We start from the raw sequence: 19,371 nt of genomic DNA, 5'->3' as shown, positions 1-19,371 counted from the left end.
CGCCATGCCCAGCCCGCCCTACCTGCTCGATCTGGTCCACCGGCCCTCGGGAGCCGTCGCCGACCGGCCCGCGATCGTCGCCCCCGACGGTGAGCTGAGCTACGCACACCTGTGGGAGCGGATCGGCGCGACGGCCGAACTGCTGCGCCGGGCCGGGATCAGGCCGGGTGACCTGGTCGGCCTCTACCTGCACCGGTCCGCCGACTACGTGGCGTCGCTGCTGGCGACGCTCGCAGTGGGCGCGGTCGCGGTGCCGGTCGATCCGGAGCTACCCTCCGGCCGGGCCGAGCAGATGCTCGCCATAGCCGCACCCCGGCTCGTCCTGTACGCGGACCGGCCCGCCACCGTCGCCGCGCCGGCGGGCACCCGCTGGCGCGATGTGCGTACCGCCAAAGCGGCGGCAGGGACCGATCTGCTGGATCGCGCGGGCTGGCTGCCGCCGGGGGACCAGGCTGCGCTGGTGTTGTTCACCTCGGGATCCACCGGCCAACCAAAGGGTGTCGTGCTGCACCACGCCGGGCTGGTCAACCGGCTGGCCTGGGGCCACGACTGGTTCGGTTTCGCCGCCGACGACCGGGTGCTGCACAAGGCGTCGATCGGGTTCGACGCGTCGGTGCACGAGATCTTCTCCCCGCTCATCGCCGGTGGCACGATGGTCATCGCGGGACCGGGCCTGCAATTCGACAGTCTCGGCCTGGTCCGGCTGATCCAGCGGGAGGCCGTCACTACCGCGCATTTCGTGCCGACCATGCTGCGGCACCTGCTCGACGAGCCGGAACTCGCCGGATGCGTCACGTTGCGGCGGGTGCTGTGCGGCGGTGAGGCGCTGGACATGCAGCTGGTCCGGCGGCTGCGTGAGGCGCTGCCGTGCGGGCTCTTCAACGGGTACGGCCCGAGCGAAACCTCGATCAACGTGTCCTACTGGGACTGCTCTGAGGCGTACACGGGCAGCATCGCCCCGGTCGGCCGGATCATCGGCGGGGTGTCGGCGCGGGTGCTGGACGAGGAGTTCCGGCCCGTCGCCGACGGCGAGACCGGTGAGCTGTGGATCGGTGGGCTCGCGGTCGGCCTGGGCTACCTGCGCGACGACCAGCGGACAGCGGAACGTTTCCGGCCCGATCCGGCACAGCCGGGTGCCCGGCTCTACCGCACCGGTGACCTGGTGCGGGTCGCGCCGGAGGGTTTCCTGGAGTTCCGGGGCCGGGTTGACGACCAGGTCAAGATCCGAGGCATCCGGGTGGAACCGGGCGAGGTCGCCGCGGTGCTGCGCAAGCATCCCGCCGTGCACGACGCGGTGGTCGTGGCCGTGCCGGACGAGGATTCCGGGTCGCGCCTGGTCGGGTACGTGGTGCCGCAGCCACGGCAGGCCCCGACGATCGACGGACTGCCCCGGTTCCGGCTGCCCAACGGCATGGCGGTGACGGCGGCGTCGCCGGACGAGGCGGTCTTCCTCTACCGGCAGATCTTCGACCACGCGGAGTACTCGCGGTTCGGCGTACGCCTCGGTGACGGCGCGGTCGTTGTCGATGTGGGCGCCAACATCGGCCTGTTCTCGCTCTGGGCGACCCGGCAGGCGCGCGACGTGCACCTGGTCGCGGTCGAGCCGAACCCGGACACGCTGCCTTACCTTCGGGCCAACCTCAGCCTCTACGCCGAGTCCGCCTCCATTGTGGAGGCTGCGGTGACCGATGTGGCGGGCACGGCCGAGCTGATCTCGTTTCCCGAGCTGAGCTACCTGTCCGGCCTGGGTGCCGACCGGGCCGAAGCCGCGTCGGACCTGGTCCGGTCGCATTACCGGCAGGGCGACGGCGACGCCGACGAGGCCGAGCAGGCCGCGCTGCTGGCCGACGCGCACCGGCGCCTGACCTCGGTGGCGCACGTGGTGCCGACGGTGACCCTGTCCGAGCTGCTGGAGAGGTTCGGGCTGGACCGGGTCGACCTGCTGAAGGTCAACACCGAGGGCGCCGAGCTGAGTGTGCTGCGCGGCCTGCGCCCGGAGCACTGGCCCCGCATCGGCCAGGTGTGCCTGGAGGTCGAGCGCAGCAGCGTGACCGCGCCGCAGGTGCGCGAGCTGCTGTCGGCGGTCGGGTTCGAGGTGCACGAGATCGGTGACTGGAACGTCGGCGCGGACGCCGATGTCAGCTACATCTACGCGATGCGGCCGCAGGAGCAGCCGCAGGGGGCCTCGCCCTGGGACGAGCCCGCCGACCAGCTGCTGACGACCGGGCTGCTCCAGGGATACCTCGCGTCGGTGCTGCCGCCCGCGATGCACCCGGACCAGCTCGTCTTCGTCGACAGCCTGCCCCGCCTGCCCAACGGCAAGGTGGCCCGGCTGGACCTGCCGCCGCCACCCAGACGGCACGCGGAAGCGGCCCCGCAGCAGGGCAGCGCCCTCGCCGACCGGCTGCGCGAGGCGTGGCGGGTCACGCTCGGCGTCGACGCCGTCCATGACGAGGACAGCTTCCTCGCCCTCGGCGGGCACTCGCTGACCGCGCTGCGGGTGGCGCACCGGGTGCGCGAGATGACCGACCTGGAGGTGTCCCCCGCGAGCTGCCTGCGCGCCGGGTCCTTCGCCGACTGGTTGGCCCGGGTCACGGACGCGAGACGCGATGTCAGCCCCCCTCGATAACGCGCCGCGGCACGTCGTCGTGGTGGGCAGCGGCCAGCTCGCCCGCTCGCTGTGCGATTCCCTGGCCTCGATGCACACCCCCCAGCCGGTACGCGTGACCGTGCTGGCCCGCGACCTGACCGCCGCCCTCGGCGCGGCCCGGGGCGCGCAGGTGCGCGCCACGGTCGCCGGGACCGGCGTCAACTTCACCGCCCAGCCGTTCACCGCCGAACCGTCCACCGACCCCGGCGACGGGTACGCCGCCGACGCCGCGTCGATGGCCCGGCTTCGCCCGGACGTGCTGGTCTGCGCCGCGTCGACCCAGTCGCCGTACGAGCGGCTGCACGCACCGTCGGCCTGGACGGAGCTGGTCGCCACGGCCGGCTTCGGGGTGACGCTGGCGTTGCAGGCCGAGCTGGTGTCCCGGCTGGCCGCCGCGCTGGCCGGCGGCGCACCGGACGCGTTGCTGGTCAACGGCTGCTTCCCGGACGCGGTCAACCCGCTGCTGGCAGCGCTGAATCTGCCCGTGCTGTGCGGCATCGGCAACGTGGCGACCCTGGCCGCGTGTCTGGACGCCGCGCTGGGCCGTCCCGGGCCGCGGCGACTGGCGGTGCTCGGCCACCACGCCCACCTCGCCGCGCCCGGCCCCGACAACACTGGGGACAACACCGCCGAGGTACGCGCCTGGCTGGACGGCCGGCCCGTCCCGGACGTCACCGGGTTGCTGGTCGGCTACCGTGCGCTGCCCCGGCCGCAGCTGAACGCGCTGGCCGGACATGCCGCCGCCGCCCTGGTGGCGGGGCTCGCCGCCGACCCGGGTGAGGTCGTGGCGAGCCTGCCCGGGCCGCTGGGGCTGCCAGGCGGCTATCCGGTCCGGCTCAGCGGCGGCCGGGCCGAGCTGCGGCTGCCGCCCGAGGTCAGCGCGGCGCAGGCCGTCGCCTGGAACACCGCCGCCGGGCACCGGGACGGCGTCGAGGTCAGCGACGGCCACGTGCGCTATCCGGAGCGGGCGCGGGCGGCGCTGTCGGCGTACCGGCCGGAGCTGGCCGAAGGCTGGCCGGTGACTGAACTGCCTGCGGTCTCTGCTCGGTTCATCGCCCTGCGCGACCATCTGCGAACGGCACCACCGGCGCCGGCGCATGCCCCTCGTGTGTTGGAGGAATCCCGATGTATGTGACCGCCCCGACCACACGCAACCTGATCACCGACTATTACGACGTCATCGCTTCGGCGGTGGATCGGTGCGGTGCCGTCGCCGGCGGCCCTGCCGGGACGCCTGGTTTCGCGCCCGGCTTCGACCTGCCCGAGCTGACCCCGGCGGTGCGCCAATACTACGCCGCCGCCACCGCGAGCTGGTCCCGGCTGGGCGAATACGGCGGGCACCACCTCCAGCTGCTCGACCTGACGGCGAACCCGGGCACCCAGACCACCAAGACGTTCGCGTCGATGGTGATCGTCGCCCGCGCGGTGGAATACATCCGGCGCACCGGGACCCGGCTGTGCATCTTCACGCCGACCTCCGGCAACAAGGGCGTTGCACTGCGCGACGCGGTGGCCCGTGCCTACGCGGCCGGGCTGGCGACGCCGGAACAGCTGTCCATCGTGGTGCTGGCACCGCAGTCGACGCGGCACAAGTTCCGCCACGACGCGCTCGCCGCCGACCCGCGGTCGCGCCAGGTCAACCCGCTGCTGCGGTACACCGGCAGCGACCCGGAGGGGGTGAAGGCGCTCGGCCGCGCGTTCGTCGACGAGTACGCCGCCACGATGCACGACGAGCACGGCGTCACCCTGTGGTACACCCTGGACCTGAAGAACTACCTGGTCGCGGACGCCGCCCGGGCCGCCTTCGAGGCTGACATGGCCCCGGTCAGCGCTGCCCGGCCGCGCTGGCACGCGCACGCCGTCTCCAGCGCTTTCGGCCTGCTCGGCTACAACCTGGGCCGCGACGTGCTCGAAGCGGCGGGCAAGGCCAGCCCCGCCGACCGCCCCGGCTTCCTGCTCGTGCAGCACCTCGGTACGCCCGACATGGTGCTCAGCCTGCGCCACGGTTCGTTCGAGCGGGACAACTGCCCGGCCTACACCCGGGATGAGCGCGTGGGCGCCTGGACGCAGGACAAGGACGTCCACTTCCCGGCCGTCACCGATGACCCGGCCGAGGTGCTCGATCCCACCTTCTACACCCACCGCCCGGTGACCTCCCCGCTGATGAACGCGTTGATCGAGCGGCACGGCGGCGACGGCATCGTCGTGTCGCGGCGCGAGTGCGCCCAGCGCTACCCGGTGGCCCGGGACTGGCTGGCCACCGCCGGGCTCAAGCTGCCCGCCGACCCCGAGCAGCTGCGGGAGTGGTCGATCGTGATGGCGCTGACCGGTGTCTGCAACGCCATCGACCGCGGCCTGGTGCCGGCCGGGCACGACATCGTGGTGCACGGCACCGGCAGCTACGCCAACGACTTCGCCGTCGCCGACGCAGACGCCGAGGTGTCCACGGTCGCCGACGTCGTGGCCGCCGTCCTGAACACATGATGAGCCCGGCGTACTCCGACCGCCCGCTCGGCCTGTCACCCGAGCGGGCCGCCTGGCTTGCCGCGCAGGCCCACGCCGCCGGGGCCACCCCGGCTGCGGTGGTCCTCACCGCGACCGCCCTGCTGGTACGCCGGTACACCGGCGCCCAGGTCGTGACGCTGCGGCACGGCGACGACCTGGTGGCGCTGGACCTGACCGCCGACGCCCCGATCCGCGAGCTGTGGCGGTCGCTGCGGCCGGCGCCGCCGGGTTCCGCCGCCGACGCCAGCGTCCAGGTCGGCACTGACCTGAGCGAGGGCGCCCTGTCGGGGCTGCCCGGTGACTACGCCGACGACCTGTGCGCCGACCTGGCCGAGTTCCTGTCCGCTCTGGATCCGGCCGCGTCGTCGGCCGACGTGTTGTCGTCGGCCCGCTACGAGCAGCGCCCGGCACCACAACTGGCCCGGCTGCATGGTGGCGACGGCACCGAAGCCGACGGCGTACGCGGTGACACGATCCCGGCCGCGTTCGCCTCGATGGTCGCCGCACACCCCGAGCGGGTGGCGGTGCTGGCCGACGACGCGACCGTGACCTATCGCGAGCTCGGTGCCGCCGTGGCCGCGACCGCCGTGGCCCTGGCTGATCCGGGCGACGTCGCCGCGCCGCCCGCGCCGGTCGGGGTACTGTGCCGCCACGGCGTCGCCACGATCACCGGCATCCTGGCGGTGCTGGCGTCGGGGTCCGCGTACGTGCCGCTGGACACCGTGTTCCCGGTGGTCCGGCTGGCCGGGATGCTGCGCGACGCCGGGGTGCGGGCCATCGTCACGGATCCCGAGCACGCGAAGCTCGCCGCCACGCTGGCCGCCGAAGCCGGGCAGCCGGAGCTGCCGATCGTGCACCTCCGGCCGGGCACATCCCAGGCCGACCTGTCGGTGCTGCGGGGGCTCGCCCGGCCGGACGACCCGGCGTACGTGCTCTACACCTCCGGATCGACCGGGATGCCGAAGGGTGTGGTGCAGAGCCACCGCAACGTGCTGTTCGGCGTACGCAACCACGTGCGCAACTTCGCCATCCGGCCGGATGACCGCACCAGCGTGCTCACCTCGTTCGGCTACGACATGGCAGTCACCGACACGTTCAGCGCCCTGCTCTCCGGCGCCGCCGCCGTCCCCGTCGACGTTCGCGCACACGGTCTCGGCCACCTGGCCAGCGCCCTCGCCGGCCGGAGCGTGACGATCTACCACTCCACCCCGACCGTCTACCGGTACCTGGTGGCGAGCCTGGGCGAGGGCGGGCGGCTGCCGTCGATCCGCGCGGTCGTGCTCGGCGGCGAGGAGGTCACCAGACACGACGTAGCGCTGGCCCGGCGGTCGTTCGCGCCCGGTGTGGTGTTCATCAACGGGTACGGCACCACCGAGATCAGCTTCGCCGCACAGCACCACCTGCCGCCCGGCGCGCAGCTGGAGCAGGCCGTCGTGCCGATCGGGCACCCGCTGCCAGGGATCGAGGTGGTGCTGGCCGGCCCGGCCGGGCGCCCGACCTGCCTGACCGGCGAGGTGATCGTGCGTACCCCGCACGTCGCGCTGGGGTACCTGGGCCTGCCCGAGCTCACGGCGGCCCGGTTCATCGAGCACGGCGGGGTGCGGGCGTACCGGACCGGGGACATCGCGCGGCGGCTGCCCGACGGGACGCTGGTCTACCTGAGCCGCAGCGACCGGATGGTGAAGATCCGCGGCTATCGGGTGGAGCTGGGCGAGATCGAAGCCCACCTGGCCGGGTTGCCCGGGGTGGGCCAGGCGGCCGTGGTGGCCCGCCGCAGCGCGGGCGGCACCGGCGAGCACGAGATCATCGCGTACACGGTCCCGGCCGTGGGGGCGAGCATCGACCCGGGACGGCTGCGGAAGCAGTTGAGGGCGGTACTGCCGGACTTCATGGTGCCCCGGGCCGTCGTGGCGGTGGCGGAGCTGCCGATGGGCCCGACCGGCAAGCTCGACCAGGCCGCCCTGCCCGACCCGGATACCGAGGCCGTGCGAACCGTCGCGGGGGCTGGTGGGCCGCCGTCGGGGCCGGTCGAGGAGGCGATCGCGGCGGCCTGGTGCGCGGTGCTGGGACTGCCGGCCGTGGACCGCCAGGTGAGCTTCTTCGAGTTGGGCGGGCATTCGCTCCAGCTCGCCCAACTGCAGCGGCACCTGGAGGAACGCCTCGACCGGCGGGTGCCGCTGGCCCGGCTGATGGAGTTCCCGACGGTGGCGGCGCTGGCGGCACACCTGGGGGTGGCGGCGGGCGCTGAGGGCGTACCGGCGGATGGTCGGTTGGCGGCAGTCGGGCACCGGATGGCGCGGCGCAGAGCCGCGCGGGGCGGTGGCGGCGCGAAGGGTGGGACGTGAGCGAGGACGACCAGATCGCGGTGGTGGGCATGTCCTGCCGGGTACCCGGCGCGGACGACGCACCCGCCATGTGGCGGAACCTGCTGTCCGGGGTGGACTCGGTGCGTCCGTTGACCGCCGCCGAGGGTGCGCTCACCGACCCCGATTGGATGCCGGTGTTCGGGCGGCTCGACGACCTGGACGGTTTCGACGCGGACCTGTTCGGCTATCCCGCCGAGCTGGCGGCGCTGCTCGATCCGCAGCACCGGCTGTTCCTGGAGGTCGCCTGGCGCGCCCTCGAGGACGCCGGAATCGATCCCGATCGCGACCCGGCCCAGGTCGGCGTGTTCGCCGGGTGCGGCCCCAACCGCTACCTGCACCACCACCTGCTGGGCAATCCCGCTCTGCAGCCCGGCTCTGGTGGCCTGGCCGAGGACTGGGAGGACGCGCTGACCGGCTCGGGCTGCGACTACCTGCCGACGCGCACCGCGTACGCGCTGGGGCTGGCCGGACCGGCCGTGGCGATCCAGACCGCCTGCTCGACCTCGCTGGTCGCGGTGTGCCAGGCGGCGCAGAGCCTGCTGGACTACCGCTGCGACGTGGCGATCGCGGGTGGCTCGGCGGTGGTCTCGACCCGGCAGGCCGGTTACCGCCTGCGGCCGGGCGGCCTGCTGGCCACGGACGGGGTGTGCCGCCCCTACGACGCGGCCGCGACCGGGCAGGTGTTCGGCAACGGCGCCGGTGCGGTGGTGCTCAAGCGCCTCGCGGAGGCGCGTGCCGACGGCGACAACGTCTACGCCGTCCTCCCGGGCTGGGCCGTGAACAACGACGGCGCCGACCGGCCCGGCTTCACCATACCGGGCGTGGCGGGGCAGGCGGCGGTGCTGGCGGAGGCGCTGGCCTCGGTGGGCTGGGACCCGGCCGACGTGGGCTATCTGGAGGGTCACGGCACCGGTACCTCGGTGGGGGACGCCATCGAGGTCGACGCCCTGACCCGGGTACGCCGGGGTAACCGCAGCCCGCTGCTGCTTGGCTCGGTGAAGGGCAACCTCGGCAACCTGGACGCCGCCGCCGGCGTGATCTCTCTGATCAAGGCCGTGTACGCCGTCCACACCGGGCAGGTGCCGGGGACGGCGCACTTCACCGGCGCGCACGGCGAGGTCGACCTGGCCGCGGCGGGTGCCGAGGTCAGCGCGCAGACCCGGCCGTGGGCCGGGCAGCGGCGGGCCGGGGTCAGCTCGTTCGGCCTCGGCGGCACCAACGCGCACGTGCTGGTGGAGCAGGCGCCCGCCGCGAACGACCGTGACGAGCCGGACAGTTCCGGCGGACAAGAATGTCCTGATCGCGTGGTGCTGGGGCTGTCGGCGGGAAGCCCGGCGGCGCTGCGGGAGCTGGCCCGGCGGCTGGCCGATCGGCTGGCCGGGGGTGACCTCGCCGTGGCGGATGTGGCGCACACGCTGGCGGTGGGACGGCGGCGGCTGGCCTACCGGGGTGCGGTCGGGTGCACCGACGCCGCGGAGGCGGTCGGGCAGCTGACCGCGCTCGCGCAGGGCGGACCGGTGGCCGACGCCGCCGTCACGCGTTCCTGGCTGGACGGTGGCGACCTGCCCGTGGTGCGGGGGCGGCGGGTTCCGCTGCCCGGCTATCCGTTCCAGCGGACCAGACACTGGATCGAGGCGACGCGATGACCGGACCCCACCTGCCCTATCCCGAGCTGTGCCTGCCCGACCTGGTCGCCGGGCACGCCCAGCGACGTCCCCACGCGCCCGCGGTCGTGCAGGGTGACCTGACCCTGAGCTACAGCGACCTCGTCGGCCGGGCCAGCGCCCTCGCCGCGTCGCTGCGCGCGCACGGCATCGCCCCGGACGATCTCGTCGGTGTCTGCGTGGATCGCCGTCCGGACCTGGTGGTCGCCCTGCTCGGCGTGCAAGCGGCGGGCGCGGGGTATGTCCCGCTCGACCCGGCGCTGCCGCCGCAGCGGTTGCGCGAACTGTCCGCCGAGGCCCGCCTTCACCTCGTCGTGGGTACGCCCACCGCCGCACCCGAAGCCTTCGGCGACCTGACCGTGCTGGGCGTACCCGCCGAAACGGCGCCCTGGCAGCCGACGCCCGCGACGCTGTCCACCGCGGCGTACGCGATGTTCACGTCGGGGTCGACCGGGCAACCCAAGGGCGCGGTGATCGAGCACCGGGCGCTGACCGAGAAGGTCGCCAACATCGCGGACTTCGCCAACTTCGGCGAGGCGACCCGATGCCTGGCCTTCGCCTCGATCGGGTTCGACGCGTCGGTGGCCGACCTGCTCGCTCCGCTCGCCGCCGGGGGCACGGTCGTGCTGGCCGGCGACGCCGAGCGAGCCGACCCGACCCGGCTCTACCGGGTGTGCGCCGAGCAGGGCGTCGACGTCGTGGTGCTGCCGCCGCCGATCCTGCCCCTGCTGGACCCGGCCCGGCTGTCCGGCGTACGGCTGGTGATGACCGGTGGGGAAGCGACCGGCCCGGAGCAGGTCGGCCGGTGGACCGCGGGGGGCCGCCGATTCATCAGCGTCTACGGCCCGACCGAGGCGACGGTGCTGGTGACCTGGTTCGAGGGCAGCGGCATCTGGACCCGGCCCATCCCGATCGGCAAGCCCGCCGCCAACCACCGCATCCACCTCGTCGACGACAGCCTGCACGAGGTCGGCCCCGGTGAGATCGGCGAGGTGCTGGCCGGTGGGCCGGGACTCGGCCGCGGATACCTGTTCGACCCTGCGCTCACGGCGCAGCGGTTCATCCCGGATCCGTTCACCGAGCAGCCCGGGCAGCGGCTCTACCGCACCGGTGACCTGGCCCGATGGCTGCCGGACGGGAGCCTGGAATTCCTCGGCCGCGCCGACCGGCAGGTCAAGATCCGGGGACAACGGATCGAGCTCGGCGAGGTGGAGGCGGTGCTGCGCCGCCACCCTGAGGTCGGCAACGCCAGCGTCCAGGCGCGCGGCGGCTCCGGCGGCCAGGAACTCGTCGCGTACGTGGCTACCGGCCTGGACGTGGCGGACCTGCGCGCCTACTGCGCGCGGCTGCTGCCGCCCGCGGCCGTCCCGGCGCGGATGTTCACCATGGCCGCGCTACCGATTACCATCAACGGCAAGATCGACACCGGGCGGCTGGCCGCACTCACCGCCGCCGAACCCGACCCGGCACCGCAGGGCGAGGCACCGGCCACCGACACCGAGCGCCTGATCGCGCAGGCCTGGGCGGTGCTGCTGGACGAGCCGGCCGTCGGCCGCGACGCCGACTTCTTCGACCACGGTGGGCACTCGATCACCGCCATGCGGCTGGTCGCCGACCTGCGGGACCGGCTGGGCCGGGACATCGCGATCGAGGACGTGCTGATCGGGCGTACGCTGCGTGGCATCGCCGCCCGCGCCGACGCCGCCGCCGAGGCCAGCCCGGCCACCGTCACCCGGGGCCGTCCACCGGCCCTGTCCCCGGCGCAGCAGCGGCTGTGGTTCCTCGACCGCTACTTCCCCGCCGCCGCGTCGGCCTACAACGTCGTCTTCGCCGAACGGCTCACCGGCCCCCTCGACATCGCGGCCCTGGCCACGGCGCTCACCGCCGTCGCGGACCGCCAGCAGATCCTGCGCTGGCGCATCCCGGACACCGACGGCGTCCCGTACGCCGTGGCCGACCCGTCCGCGCCGGTGCCGTTGCCCGTGCGCGAACCGGCCCCGGGCACGGACCTCGCCACACACCTCGCGGCGGGCGCGGCGACACCGTTCACGCTGGCCACCGACACACTGTGGCGGGCCGAACTGATCCGGACCGGCGCCGACGAGCACGTGCTGGCCGTCTACGCCCACCACGCCGTGTTCGACGGCTGGTCCCAGTCGCTGTTCTACGCCGACCTCGCGACCGCCTACCGCGCCGCGCTCGGCGACGGGGCACCGCTGCCGCCGCTGCCCGCCACCTACGGCGACTATGTCGCGTGGCGCGCCGACCGCTCCCAGCGACGCGCCGAGCAGGACCTGGACTGGTGGCTGGAGCACCTGACCGGCGTACCCGTCGTGCTGGAACTGCCCGGGGGACGAGACCGGCCCGCCGAACAGACCTTCACCAGCCAGACCGTGACCACCCGGCTGGACCGGGCCGCGACGGCCGCCCTCACCGACCTCGCCGCCGGGCTCGGCGCGACCCCGGCCGCCGCCGTGCTGGCCGCATTCGCGCTGGTGCTGGCCCGGCGCACCGGCCACTCGGACCTGGTCATCGGCACGCCCACGGTGGACCGGCGAGCCGCCGACTTCGAGCGGATGGTCGGATTTTTCATCGAGATCGCACCGCTGCGGCTGCGTCCGGCCCCGGAGGCGGGCTTCGCCGAGCATGTGCGCGCCGCGTGGGAGGAACTCCTCGCCGCGCTCGCGCACCCGGAAGCGCCGGTGGAACGCATCGTCGGCGGGCTCGGCCTCAGCGGCCTGCTGGACCGCAGCCCGCTGGTGCAGGTGCTGTTCAACATGTACACGTTCGACGAGCCGAAGCTGGACCTGGCCGGGCTCGACAGCGAGCCGGTGCCGGTGCCCGCGCCCGGGTCGCCGTTCGACCTCACCCTCTACGGCGTGACCCGGGACGGGCAGCTGCGAGTGGAGATCGTCTTCAACCCGGACGTCTACGGCACCGGCCTGATGGCGGCCGTGCTCGGCGAGGTCGAGCAGATGCTGCGGGCCGGAACCGCCGATCCGCGGCAACCCGTGTCACAGCTGCCCGGCTGGGCGGCCATCCCGGCCGGGAGGCCGGGCGACGTGCCCCGGGCCGCCCGGGTCAAGCGGGCCGTGGGCCGGTCGGGCGCGATCACCCAGCGCCCGGCCACCGCCACCGAGCGCCAGATCGCATCGGTCTGGTGCAACGTGCTCGGCGTACCAGAGGTGGCGGCGACGGACAGCTTCTTCGACGTCGGCGGTGGCTCATTGGCCGTCGCCGTCGTGCAGCGGCAGCTCAACCGGCTGCTCGGCACGAACCTGCGGGTGGTGGACCTGTTCCGCCATCCGACCGTCCGCACCCTCGCCACGCACCTGGACGGCGCCCGCGCATCCGCGGAATCGCCGGGTGACAGCGCCGAGGACGCGGCGGTGGAACGGGCCGTGCGCCGCGGCGCCGTCCGCCTCCAGCGCGCCCGGCGCCGCTCGACCGGTGAGCCCGCGGTGGAGGAGGATCCGGCGTGACGCACCTGGTCCCACTCGGCGACACCGGCTGGTCGGTCTGGCGGGACGCGCTGCTGCGCAGCGCCGGGTTCCCCGCCGACGGCCTGGACCGCTTCGCCGCACCGGACTGCGCCGACGCCGCCGACCGTCACCTCGCCGGTGACCTCGACGCGTCGGCGTTCACGGCCGCGTACGCCGACGCCACCCGGGCGTCCTCCGCGGCGGTGTGCGAGATCGCCGCCGACCCGCTGTTCCGTGAGGCCGTGACCTGGCAGAACCCGGACGTCCTGGTGGCCCTCGACGGGCTGGTCAAGGACGGCCCGGACGGGCCACGCAACGTCCGCCGCCGGGGCCGGGAGAACGTCGTCGCCGGGTACTGGCAGCGCTATGTCGCCAAGTGCGAAACCATCGGCTTCTTCGGGCCGGTGTGCTGGGGCACCGTGGAACCCGGCCCGGCCACCATCACCACCAGGCCCGGCCCCGGCCTGCTCCGCCAGCGCGCCGTCTACCTCGAAAACTGGGCCCTGTCCGCGTACTCGGACAGGCTGGCGGCGGACCCGCTGGTGCGGGCGTGGCTGGCCCCGGCCCTGGCGCCGCACGCCTGGTTGGACGGGCGGGTCGTGCACCGGCCCGCCCAGCGCCCGACGCCGGTGTCGCTGACCGAGTCGATCGCGCTGGGGTGGTGTGACGGCAGCCGCCCCGCGCGGGAGATCGTCGACGACCTGGTGCGCGACGAGCAGGCCGGCGTACGCCGGGCCGAGGAGGGGTTCCTGCTGCTGGCGCACCTGGCCGAACGGGGGCTGCTGCGCTGGGACTTCGACCTGCCGCAGGGCTTCGCCGCGGAGGCGCGCCTGCGCGAGCGGATCGGCGCCATCGGCGACCCGGCGCTCCGGGAAAGCGCCCTGGCCGGGCTGAACCGGCTGGCCGGAGCCCGGACCCGGGTCGCCCACGCCGCCGGCGACCCCACCGCGTTGGCCGACGCGCTGTCCGCGTTGGACTCCGAGTTCACCGAGCTGACGGGATTGCCGCCGCGCCGCCGGGCCGGGCAGAACTACGCCGGGCGGGCGCTGTGCCACGAGGAGACCGCCCGCGACGTGGAGTTCACGGTCGGCAGCGGCCTGCTCGACTCCCTGGCCCCGGCACTGGCGTGTGCTTTGCAGGCCGCGCGCTGGCTCACCGCCGAACTGGCCACGGCGTACGGCGACGCGCTGCGCGACCTGTACGTCGAGTTGAGCGACGACGGACCGGTCCGGCTCGGCGACCTGTGGTTCTTCGCCCAGGGTCCGCTGTTCGGGCCCGGCGACCGGCCCGTCGATCGGGTCGCGCACGAATTCGCCGCCCGCTGGGAACGGGTGCTCGGCCTCGCCGACCTGCCCGCCGACGCCGCGCGGCTGCAGATCAGCTCGGCCGAGCTGGCGCCCCGGGTGGCCCGGCAGTTCCCGGCGACCCGTCCCGGCTGGAGCGCGGGCCGGGTGCACAGCCCGGACCTGCAAATCTTCGCCGAGTCGCCGCAGGCGCTGGCCGCCGGCGAGTTCGCCGCGGTGCTCGGCGAGCTGCACGCCGCGTACGCGACGTTCAACGCCGAGCTGTTCACGCACTGCCATCCCGACCTGGACCGGCTGCGGCGCGCGTACGCGACGGACCTGGGCTCGGGACGGCTGCGCCCGATCTACCCGGTCGACTTCCCCCGGGTCGGCGGCCGGTTGTCGGCGTCGCTGTTCGGGCCGGACGAGTACCAGCTCGCGTTCGCCGACGCGCCGGGTGCCCGGCGGGACCGGCTCGTGCCGGCCAACGCCGCCCTGGTGTCCGAAGCGGGCGGCACGGTGGTGGCGACCGGGCCCGACGGCACCCGCTGGCCGCTGGTCGAGGTGTTCTCCGACCTGATCGCGGTGCACGCCGCCGATGCGTTCAAGCTGATGACCGAGCGCCCGCACAGCCCCCGGATCACCGTCGACAAACTGGTGCTCGCCCGGGAGACGTGGCGCACCACGGTCGGGCAGACCGGCCTCACCAGCGCGATCGACCAGGCACAGCGCTACCTCGCGGTACGCCGGTGGCGGGCCGCGCTGGGCCTGCCGGAGCGGGTCTTCATCCGGGTGGCCACCGAGCTCAAACCCACGTACGTCGACCTGACCAGCCCGCTCTACGCCAACCGGCTCTGCCTGCTGCTCCGGGCCGCAGACCAGGCGGGCGGCGACAACGTGCCGGTGACGGTGTCGGAGCTGCTGCCCGGGCCGCCGCAGGCGTGGCTGCCCGACGGCCAGGGCCGCCACTACGCCAGCGAGCTACGCCTGCACATCAGCGACTCGGCCGAGCCAGAGGTGATTCCATGACGAACCAGACAGTGGAGCCGATCGCGATCGTCGGGCTCAGCCTGCGCGTACCCGGGGCGTCATCGGCGGAGGAGTTCTGGCGCAACCTGGTCGACGGCACCGAGTCGTTCACCCGGTTCAGCCGGGCCGAACTGCTGGCGCGCGGGGTCAGCGAGGACGAACTCGACGATCCGGCGTACGTGCCGGTGGCGGCCGTGCTCGACCAGTTCGACTGTTTCGACGCGGGCCTGTTCGGAATGAGCCCCCGCGACGCGGAGCTGGCCGACCCGCAGCAACGGCTGTTCCTGGAGCACGCGCACGCCGCCCTGATCGACGCGGGCTGCGACCCGACCCGCTACGGCGGCGAGATCGGCGTCTACGCGGGCAGCAACGCCGACCTCTACCAGTGGCTCAACGTCCGGCGGAACCCGCAGGCGCTGGCGGACGCCGGTGAGCTGCGGGTGTCGCTGGGCAACAAGCCCGACTACCTGGCCAGCAGCGTGTCGTTCCGGCTCAACCTGCGCGGCCCGGCGATGACCGTGCAGACCGCCTGCTCGTCGTCGCTGGTGGCGGTACACCTGGCCAGCGAGGCGCTGCGCAACGGCGAGTGCGACACGGCGCTTGCCGGCGGGGTGTGCGTGGAGCTGCCGCACGCCGTCGGGTACGTCGCCGACGACGGGTACACGTCCGCCGACGGGCACTGCCGCCCGTTCGACGCGCAGGCCAACGGCACCGTCTACGGCAGCGGGGTCGGGGTTGTCGTGCTCAAGCGGCTGTCCGACGCGCTGTCCGACGGAGACGACATCCGGGCGCTGATCGTCGGCAACGCGGTCAACAACGACGGCATGACCAAGGCGAGTTTCACCGCGCCCAGCGTCAGCGGGCAGTTGGAGGTCGTCGTGCAGGCCCTCGCGGTCGCCGGCGTCGCCCCCCGCTCGATCAGCTACGTGGAGGCGCACGGCACCGGTACGGTCCTCGGCGACTCGATCGAGATCGCGGCGCTGACGGCGGCCTACGGGCGGCGCACCACCGAGCGGGGCTGGTGTGGGGTCGGCTCGACCAAGGCCAACATCGGCCACCTCAGCGCGGCCGGCGGCGTGATCGGCCTGATCAAGACCGTGCTGTCGATGCAGCACCGGCTCATCCCGCCCAGCATCAACCACGACCGGCCGCACCCGGAGATCGACTTCGAGGCAAGCCCGTTCTACGTGGTGTCGACGCTGACCAAATGGGAGCCCGAGGAGCAGTCGCCGCTGCGGGCCGGGGTGAGCTCCCTCGGCCTCGGCGGCACCAACGCCCACCTGGTGCTCCAGGAGGCACCGCCCCCCGCACCCGCCACGGCGCCGGATCACGGCGGCAGCGAGCTGATCCAGGTGTCCGCCGCGACCCCGGCCGCGCTGGCAGCGGCGTGCGCCCAGGTGGCCACCCGGCTCACCGACCGGCCGGAGCTGGAGCTGCGCGATGTGGCGTACACGTTGCGGGAGGGACGCCCGGTCCATCAGCACCGGGCCGCCGTCGTCGCGGTGGACCGAGCCCAGGCGGCCGCAGCGCTGGTCGACCCGAAGCGTCGGGCCAGCGGGGACGCCGCGACGGCGCCCCGGGTGGGCCTGCTCTTCTCCGGCCAGGGCTCGCAGCACCCCGGCATGGGCGCGCGCCTCGCCGCGACCGAGCCGGTGTTCGCGGCCGCCGTGGACGAATGCGGCCGGATCCTCGGCTGGGACCCGCACGAACTGATCTTCAACACGGAGCCCGGCGCCGACGAGCGGCTGGCCGAACCCGCGGTGCTGCAACCCGCCCTGTTCACCGTCGAATACGCCACCGCGATGCTGTGGCGGCACTGGGATGTCACGCCCGCCGCGATGATCGGCCACTCCATCGGTGAGCTGGTGGCGGCGACCGTGGCCGGGGTCTTCGACCTGCCCGACGCGCTGCGGCTCGCGGCTGCCCGGGGCCGTCTGGTCCAGGCCGCGCCGGAAGGCCGCATGCTCGCCGTGCAGCGCGGCGCCGACGAGATCTCGCCCCTGCTGCCCGCCGGGGTCGCCGTGGCGATCAGCAACGGGCCCAACACCTGCGTGCTGGCCGGCGCACCAGAGCCGGTGACCGCCTTCGCCGACACGCTGCGCGAACGCGGCATCAGCTGCACGCTGCTGCGGTCGCCGTACGCGATGCACGCGCCGCTGCTGGACCCGGTGCGCGACGAGTTCGCGGCGCTGGTGGCGGCGGTGCCGCGCCGTGCGCCGAGCCTGCCGGTGTGGTCGGCCGCGACCGCCGCACCGTTCACCGACGGGCAGGTCACCGATCCGGCGTACTGGGGGGAGCAGCTGTGCCGACCGGTGCGGTTCGGGGCCACGGTGGCAGGGCTCGCCGCCACGGGCGCCGCCGACGAGTGGCTGCTGCTGGAGTGCGGTCCCGGCCGCCAGCTCGCCGGGCTCGCCCGGCTCAGCCTGCCGCCGGGAGCCAGGGCGCCGCTGCGTACGCTGCCCGCGCCGGGGGAGAAGCTGACCGACCGGCAGACCGCCTACGAGGCGGCGGGCCGGTTGTGGACGGCCGGGATCCCCGTACGCCTGCCCACGCCCGGCACGCCACGCCGGGTGCCCCTGCCCGGGTACCCGTACCAGCGGACCCGGCACTGGATCGACCCGGCGCCGGTGGCCGCACCCGCCGAACCGGCCGCCGACCGCCGCTACGACGACGGGGTCGTCGAGGTTCCGGTCTGGCACCAACTGCCCGCCACGGCACCCGCCGAGGCGCCCGGTCAGCTGCTGCTCTTCGCGGCCGGTGAGCGTGGAACGGCCCTCGCGGCCCGGCTGCGTGAGCACGGCACCGACGTCACCGTGGTCCGCCCCGGGGCCGCCTTCGCCGTCCGCCCCGGCGGCTACCAGCTGCGGGCGACCAACGCCGCCGACTACCAGCGGCTGCTCGACGAGTGCGCCGACGACGGCCGCGCCGCCCGGATCGTGCACGCGTGGGCGCTGGACGGCGACCCGGCCGACTCCGATGTGGATGCCGCGTCGGCGGCCCAGGAGCACGGGTACTACGCCCTGCTGACGCTGCTGGACGCGCTGCCGGCCGCCGGCGTGGAGCTGGATGTGGTCACCGCCGGAGTGGCCGACGTGACCGGGGCCGACCTGGTGCGCCCGGAGCACGCCACGGTGGCCGGGGTGGTGCGCTCGGTGCCGCTGGAACGCCCGCAGGTGCGCTGCCACTGGGTCGACGCCGACCCGGGCGACCTCGGCGTGGACGCGGTGGTCGACGAACTGCTCGGCACCGAGCGGGCCGAGGCGGTCGCGCTGCGGCTGGGCGGGCGCCGCTGGACCCGCGAGTTCGTGCCGGCCCCGCCGGGTGGGCGTACCACCTCGGGATTGGGCATCCGCGACGGCGGGCGTTACCTGATCACGGGCGGGCTGGGCCGGGTCGGCGGCGCGTTCGCCGCCGAGCTGGCCCGGCGTGGCGCGCAGCTGGTCCTGGTGAGCCGCACCGCGCAGCCGCCGCCGGCCACGATCGAGGCCCTCCAGCAGGCGGGCGCCCGGGTGCGTCACCTCACCGCCGACGTGGCCGACGTGGACGCCATGCGGACGGTACGCGCCGAAGTCCTGCGTGACCTCGGCGGCCTCGACGGCATCATCCATGCCGCGAAGCTGCCCGACACCGGCCTGTCCCCCGGGTCGCGGCTGGCCGAGGCGGCGGCGGAACTGCGGCCCAAGGTCACCGGCACGCTGGTGCTGCGCGAGGTCTTCGGTGACCTGCCACTGGACTTCGTGGCGCTGACCTCGTCGGTGACCGCGCTCGCGGGTGGCCTGGGCCGGGCCGACGACACGGCCGCCAACGCATTCCTCGACGCGTACGCGCGCAGCTCGCACGGCTGGCCGACCCGCCTCGTGTCGCTGGCCTGGGGCGCGTGGCAGGAGGAGGGCGTGCCCGAACACGACGGGCTGCCCCCGGCGGCGGCGGTCGCCGCGGGGCAGCGGGTCCTCGCCGAGGGCCGCACCGGCTCGGTGGCGATCGGCGCCTACCCGGTGGCCGCGGTCGCCGGCCACGAGCGGCGACTCGCCTCGGCCGCCGCCACGGTGGCCTCCACCGTGGCCGCCGCTGACGGCGACCTGACCGCCACCATCGCCCGGATCTGGGGTGACGTCCTCGGTGTCGCCGAGGTCAGCCCGCACGACAACTTCTTCCGGCTGGGCGGCACCTCGCTGGTGGCGGCGCAGCTGGTGCTGCGCATCCGCCAGGCCGTCGGCGCCCGGCTGTCCATGCGGGTGCTGTTCGACGCACCGACCGTCGCCGCGATGGCCGCCCGGATCGAGTCGCTGCGCGGTGCCCCACCGGCCGCCGACGCGCAGGCACCCATCCCGCGCCTCCGCAGACCCGGGCAGCCGGCATGACCGACTGCACCGCAGCGCAGCAAGGGCCAGG

The 19,371-nt window shown here is 74.5% G+C and carries 8 protein-coding genes; all 8 read left to right on the top strand.

Going from position 1 to position 19,371, the window contains the following annotated elements:
* Nucleotides 1–4: 4 nt before the first annotated feature.
* The 8 genes from ABZ570_RS16445 to ABZ570_RS16410 are packed head-to-tail and all read left to right on the top strand — an operon-like array spanning nucleotide 5 to nucleotide 19,340.
* Entirely contained in the window at nucleotides 5–2,629 is a 2,625-nt protein-coding gene (locus tag ABZ570_RS16445; RefSeq protein WP_358063400.1) for an amino acid adenylation domain-containing protein, read from the top strand.
* Nucleotides 2,610–3,785 (top strand): potassium transporter TrkA, encoded by a 1,176-nt coding sequence (locus tag ABZ570_RS16440; RefSeq protein WP_358063397.1) that lies wholly within the window; start codon nucleotides 2,610–2,612, stop codon nucleotides 3,783–3,785. The genes ABZ570_RS16445 and ABZ570_RS16440 overlap by 20 nt, the downstream gene beginning before the upstream one ends.
* Nucleotides 3,776–5,134 (top strand): DUF6002 family protein, encoded by a 1,359-nt coding sequence (locus tag ABZ570_RS16435; protein WP_358063394.1) that lies wholly within the window; start codon nucleotides 3,776–3,778, stop codon nucleotides 5,132–5,134. The genes ABZ570_RS16440 and ABZ570_RS16435 overlap by 10 nt, the downstream gene beginning before the upstream one ends.
* On the top strand, nucleotides 5,131–7,500 hold the full coding sequence (locus tag ABZ570_RS16430) for a non-ribosomal peptide synthetase (protein WP_358063392.1): 2,370 nt from the start codon (nucleotides 5,131–5,133) through the stop codon (nucleotides 7,498–7,500). Before ABZ570_RS16435 ends, ABZ570_RS16430 begins: the two co-directional genes overlap by 4 nt.
* Nucleotides 7,497–9,167, top strand: coding sequence for a beta-ketoacyl synthase N-terminal-like domain-containing protein (locus ABZ570_RS16425; protein ID WP_358063389.1), 1,671 nt, complete (start codon nucleotides 7,497–7,499; stop codon nucleotides 9,165–9,167). The genes ABZ570_RS16430 and ABZ570_RS16425 overlap by 4 nt, the downstream gene beginning before the upstream one ends.
* The gene (locus ABZ570_RS16420; RefSeq protein WP_358063386.1) at nucleotides 9,164–12,667 is read left to right on the top strand and encodes an amino acid adenylation domain-containing protein; all 3,504 of its coding nucleotides are present in this window, start codon (nucleotides 9,164–9,166) and stop codon (nucleotides 12,665–12,667) included. Before ABZ570_RS16425 ends, ABZ570_RS16420 begins: the two co-directional genes overlap by 4 nt.
* Nucleotides 12,664–14,979, top strand: a complete 2,316-nt coding sequence (locus ABZ570_RS16415) for a lantibiotic dehydratase (RefSeq protein ID WP_358063383.1) — start codon at nucleotides 12,664–12,666, stop codon at nucleotides 14,977–14,979. Before ABZ570_RS16420 ends, ABZ570_RS16415 begins: the two co-directional genes overlap by 4 nt.
* The gene (locus tag ABZ570_RS16410) at nucleotides 14,976–19,340 is read left to right on the top strand and encodes a type I polyketide synthase (protein ID WP_358063380.1); all 4,365 of its coding nucleotides are present in this window, start codon (nucleotides 14,976–14,978) and stop codon (nucleotides 19,338–19,340) included. Before ABZ570_RS16415 ends, ABZ570_RS16410 begins: the two co-directional genes overlap by 4 nt.
* The last annotated feature ends 31 nt before the right edge of the window (nucleotides 19,341–19,371 follow it).

It is taken from the genome of Micromonospora sp. NPDC007271, from assembly GCF_040634005.1.
GTDB lineage: Bacteria > Actinomycetota > Actinomycetes > Mycobacteriales > Micromonosporaceae > Micromonospora.
The sequence above is the reverse complement of the archived record's forward strand: the minus strand, read 5'-3'. Positions and strand labels throughout refer to the sequence as shown.

Bases quoted from the DNA above. Each gene is read 5' to 3' on its own strand.
- ABZ570_RS16435 (WP_358063394.1), top strand. From the start codon at position 3,776: ATGTATGTGACCGCCCCGACCACACGCAACCTGATCACCGACTATTAC.
- ABZ570_RS16410 (WP_358063380.1), top strand. From the start codon at position 14,976: ATGACGAACCAGACAGTGGAGCCGATCGCGATCGTCGGGCTCAGCCTG.
- ABZ570_RS16440 (WP_358063397.1), top strand. From the start codon at position 2,610: ATGTCAGCCCCCCTCGATAACGCGCCGCGGCACGTCGTCGTGGTGGGC.
- ABZ570_RS16420 (WP_358063386.1), top strand. From the start codon at position 9,164: ATGACCGGACCCCACCTGCCCTATCCCGAGCTGTGCCTGCCCGACCTG.
- ABZ570_RS16445 (WP_358063400.1), top strand. From the start codon at position 5: ATGCCCAGCCCGCCCTACCTGCTCGATCTGGTCCACCGGCCCTCGGGA.
- ABZ570_RS16430 (WP_358063392.1), top strand. From the start codon at position 5,131: ATGATGAGCCCGGCGTACTCCGACCGCCCGCTCGGCCTGTCACCCGAG.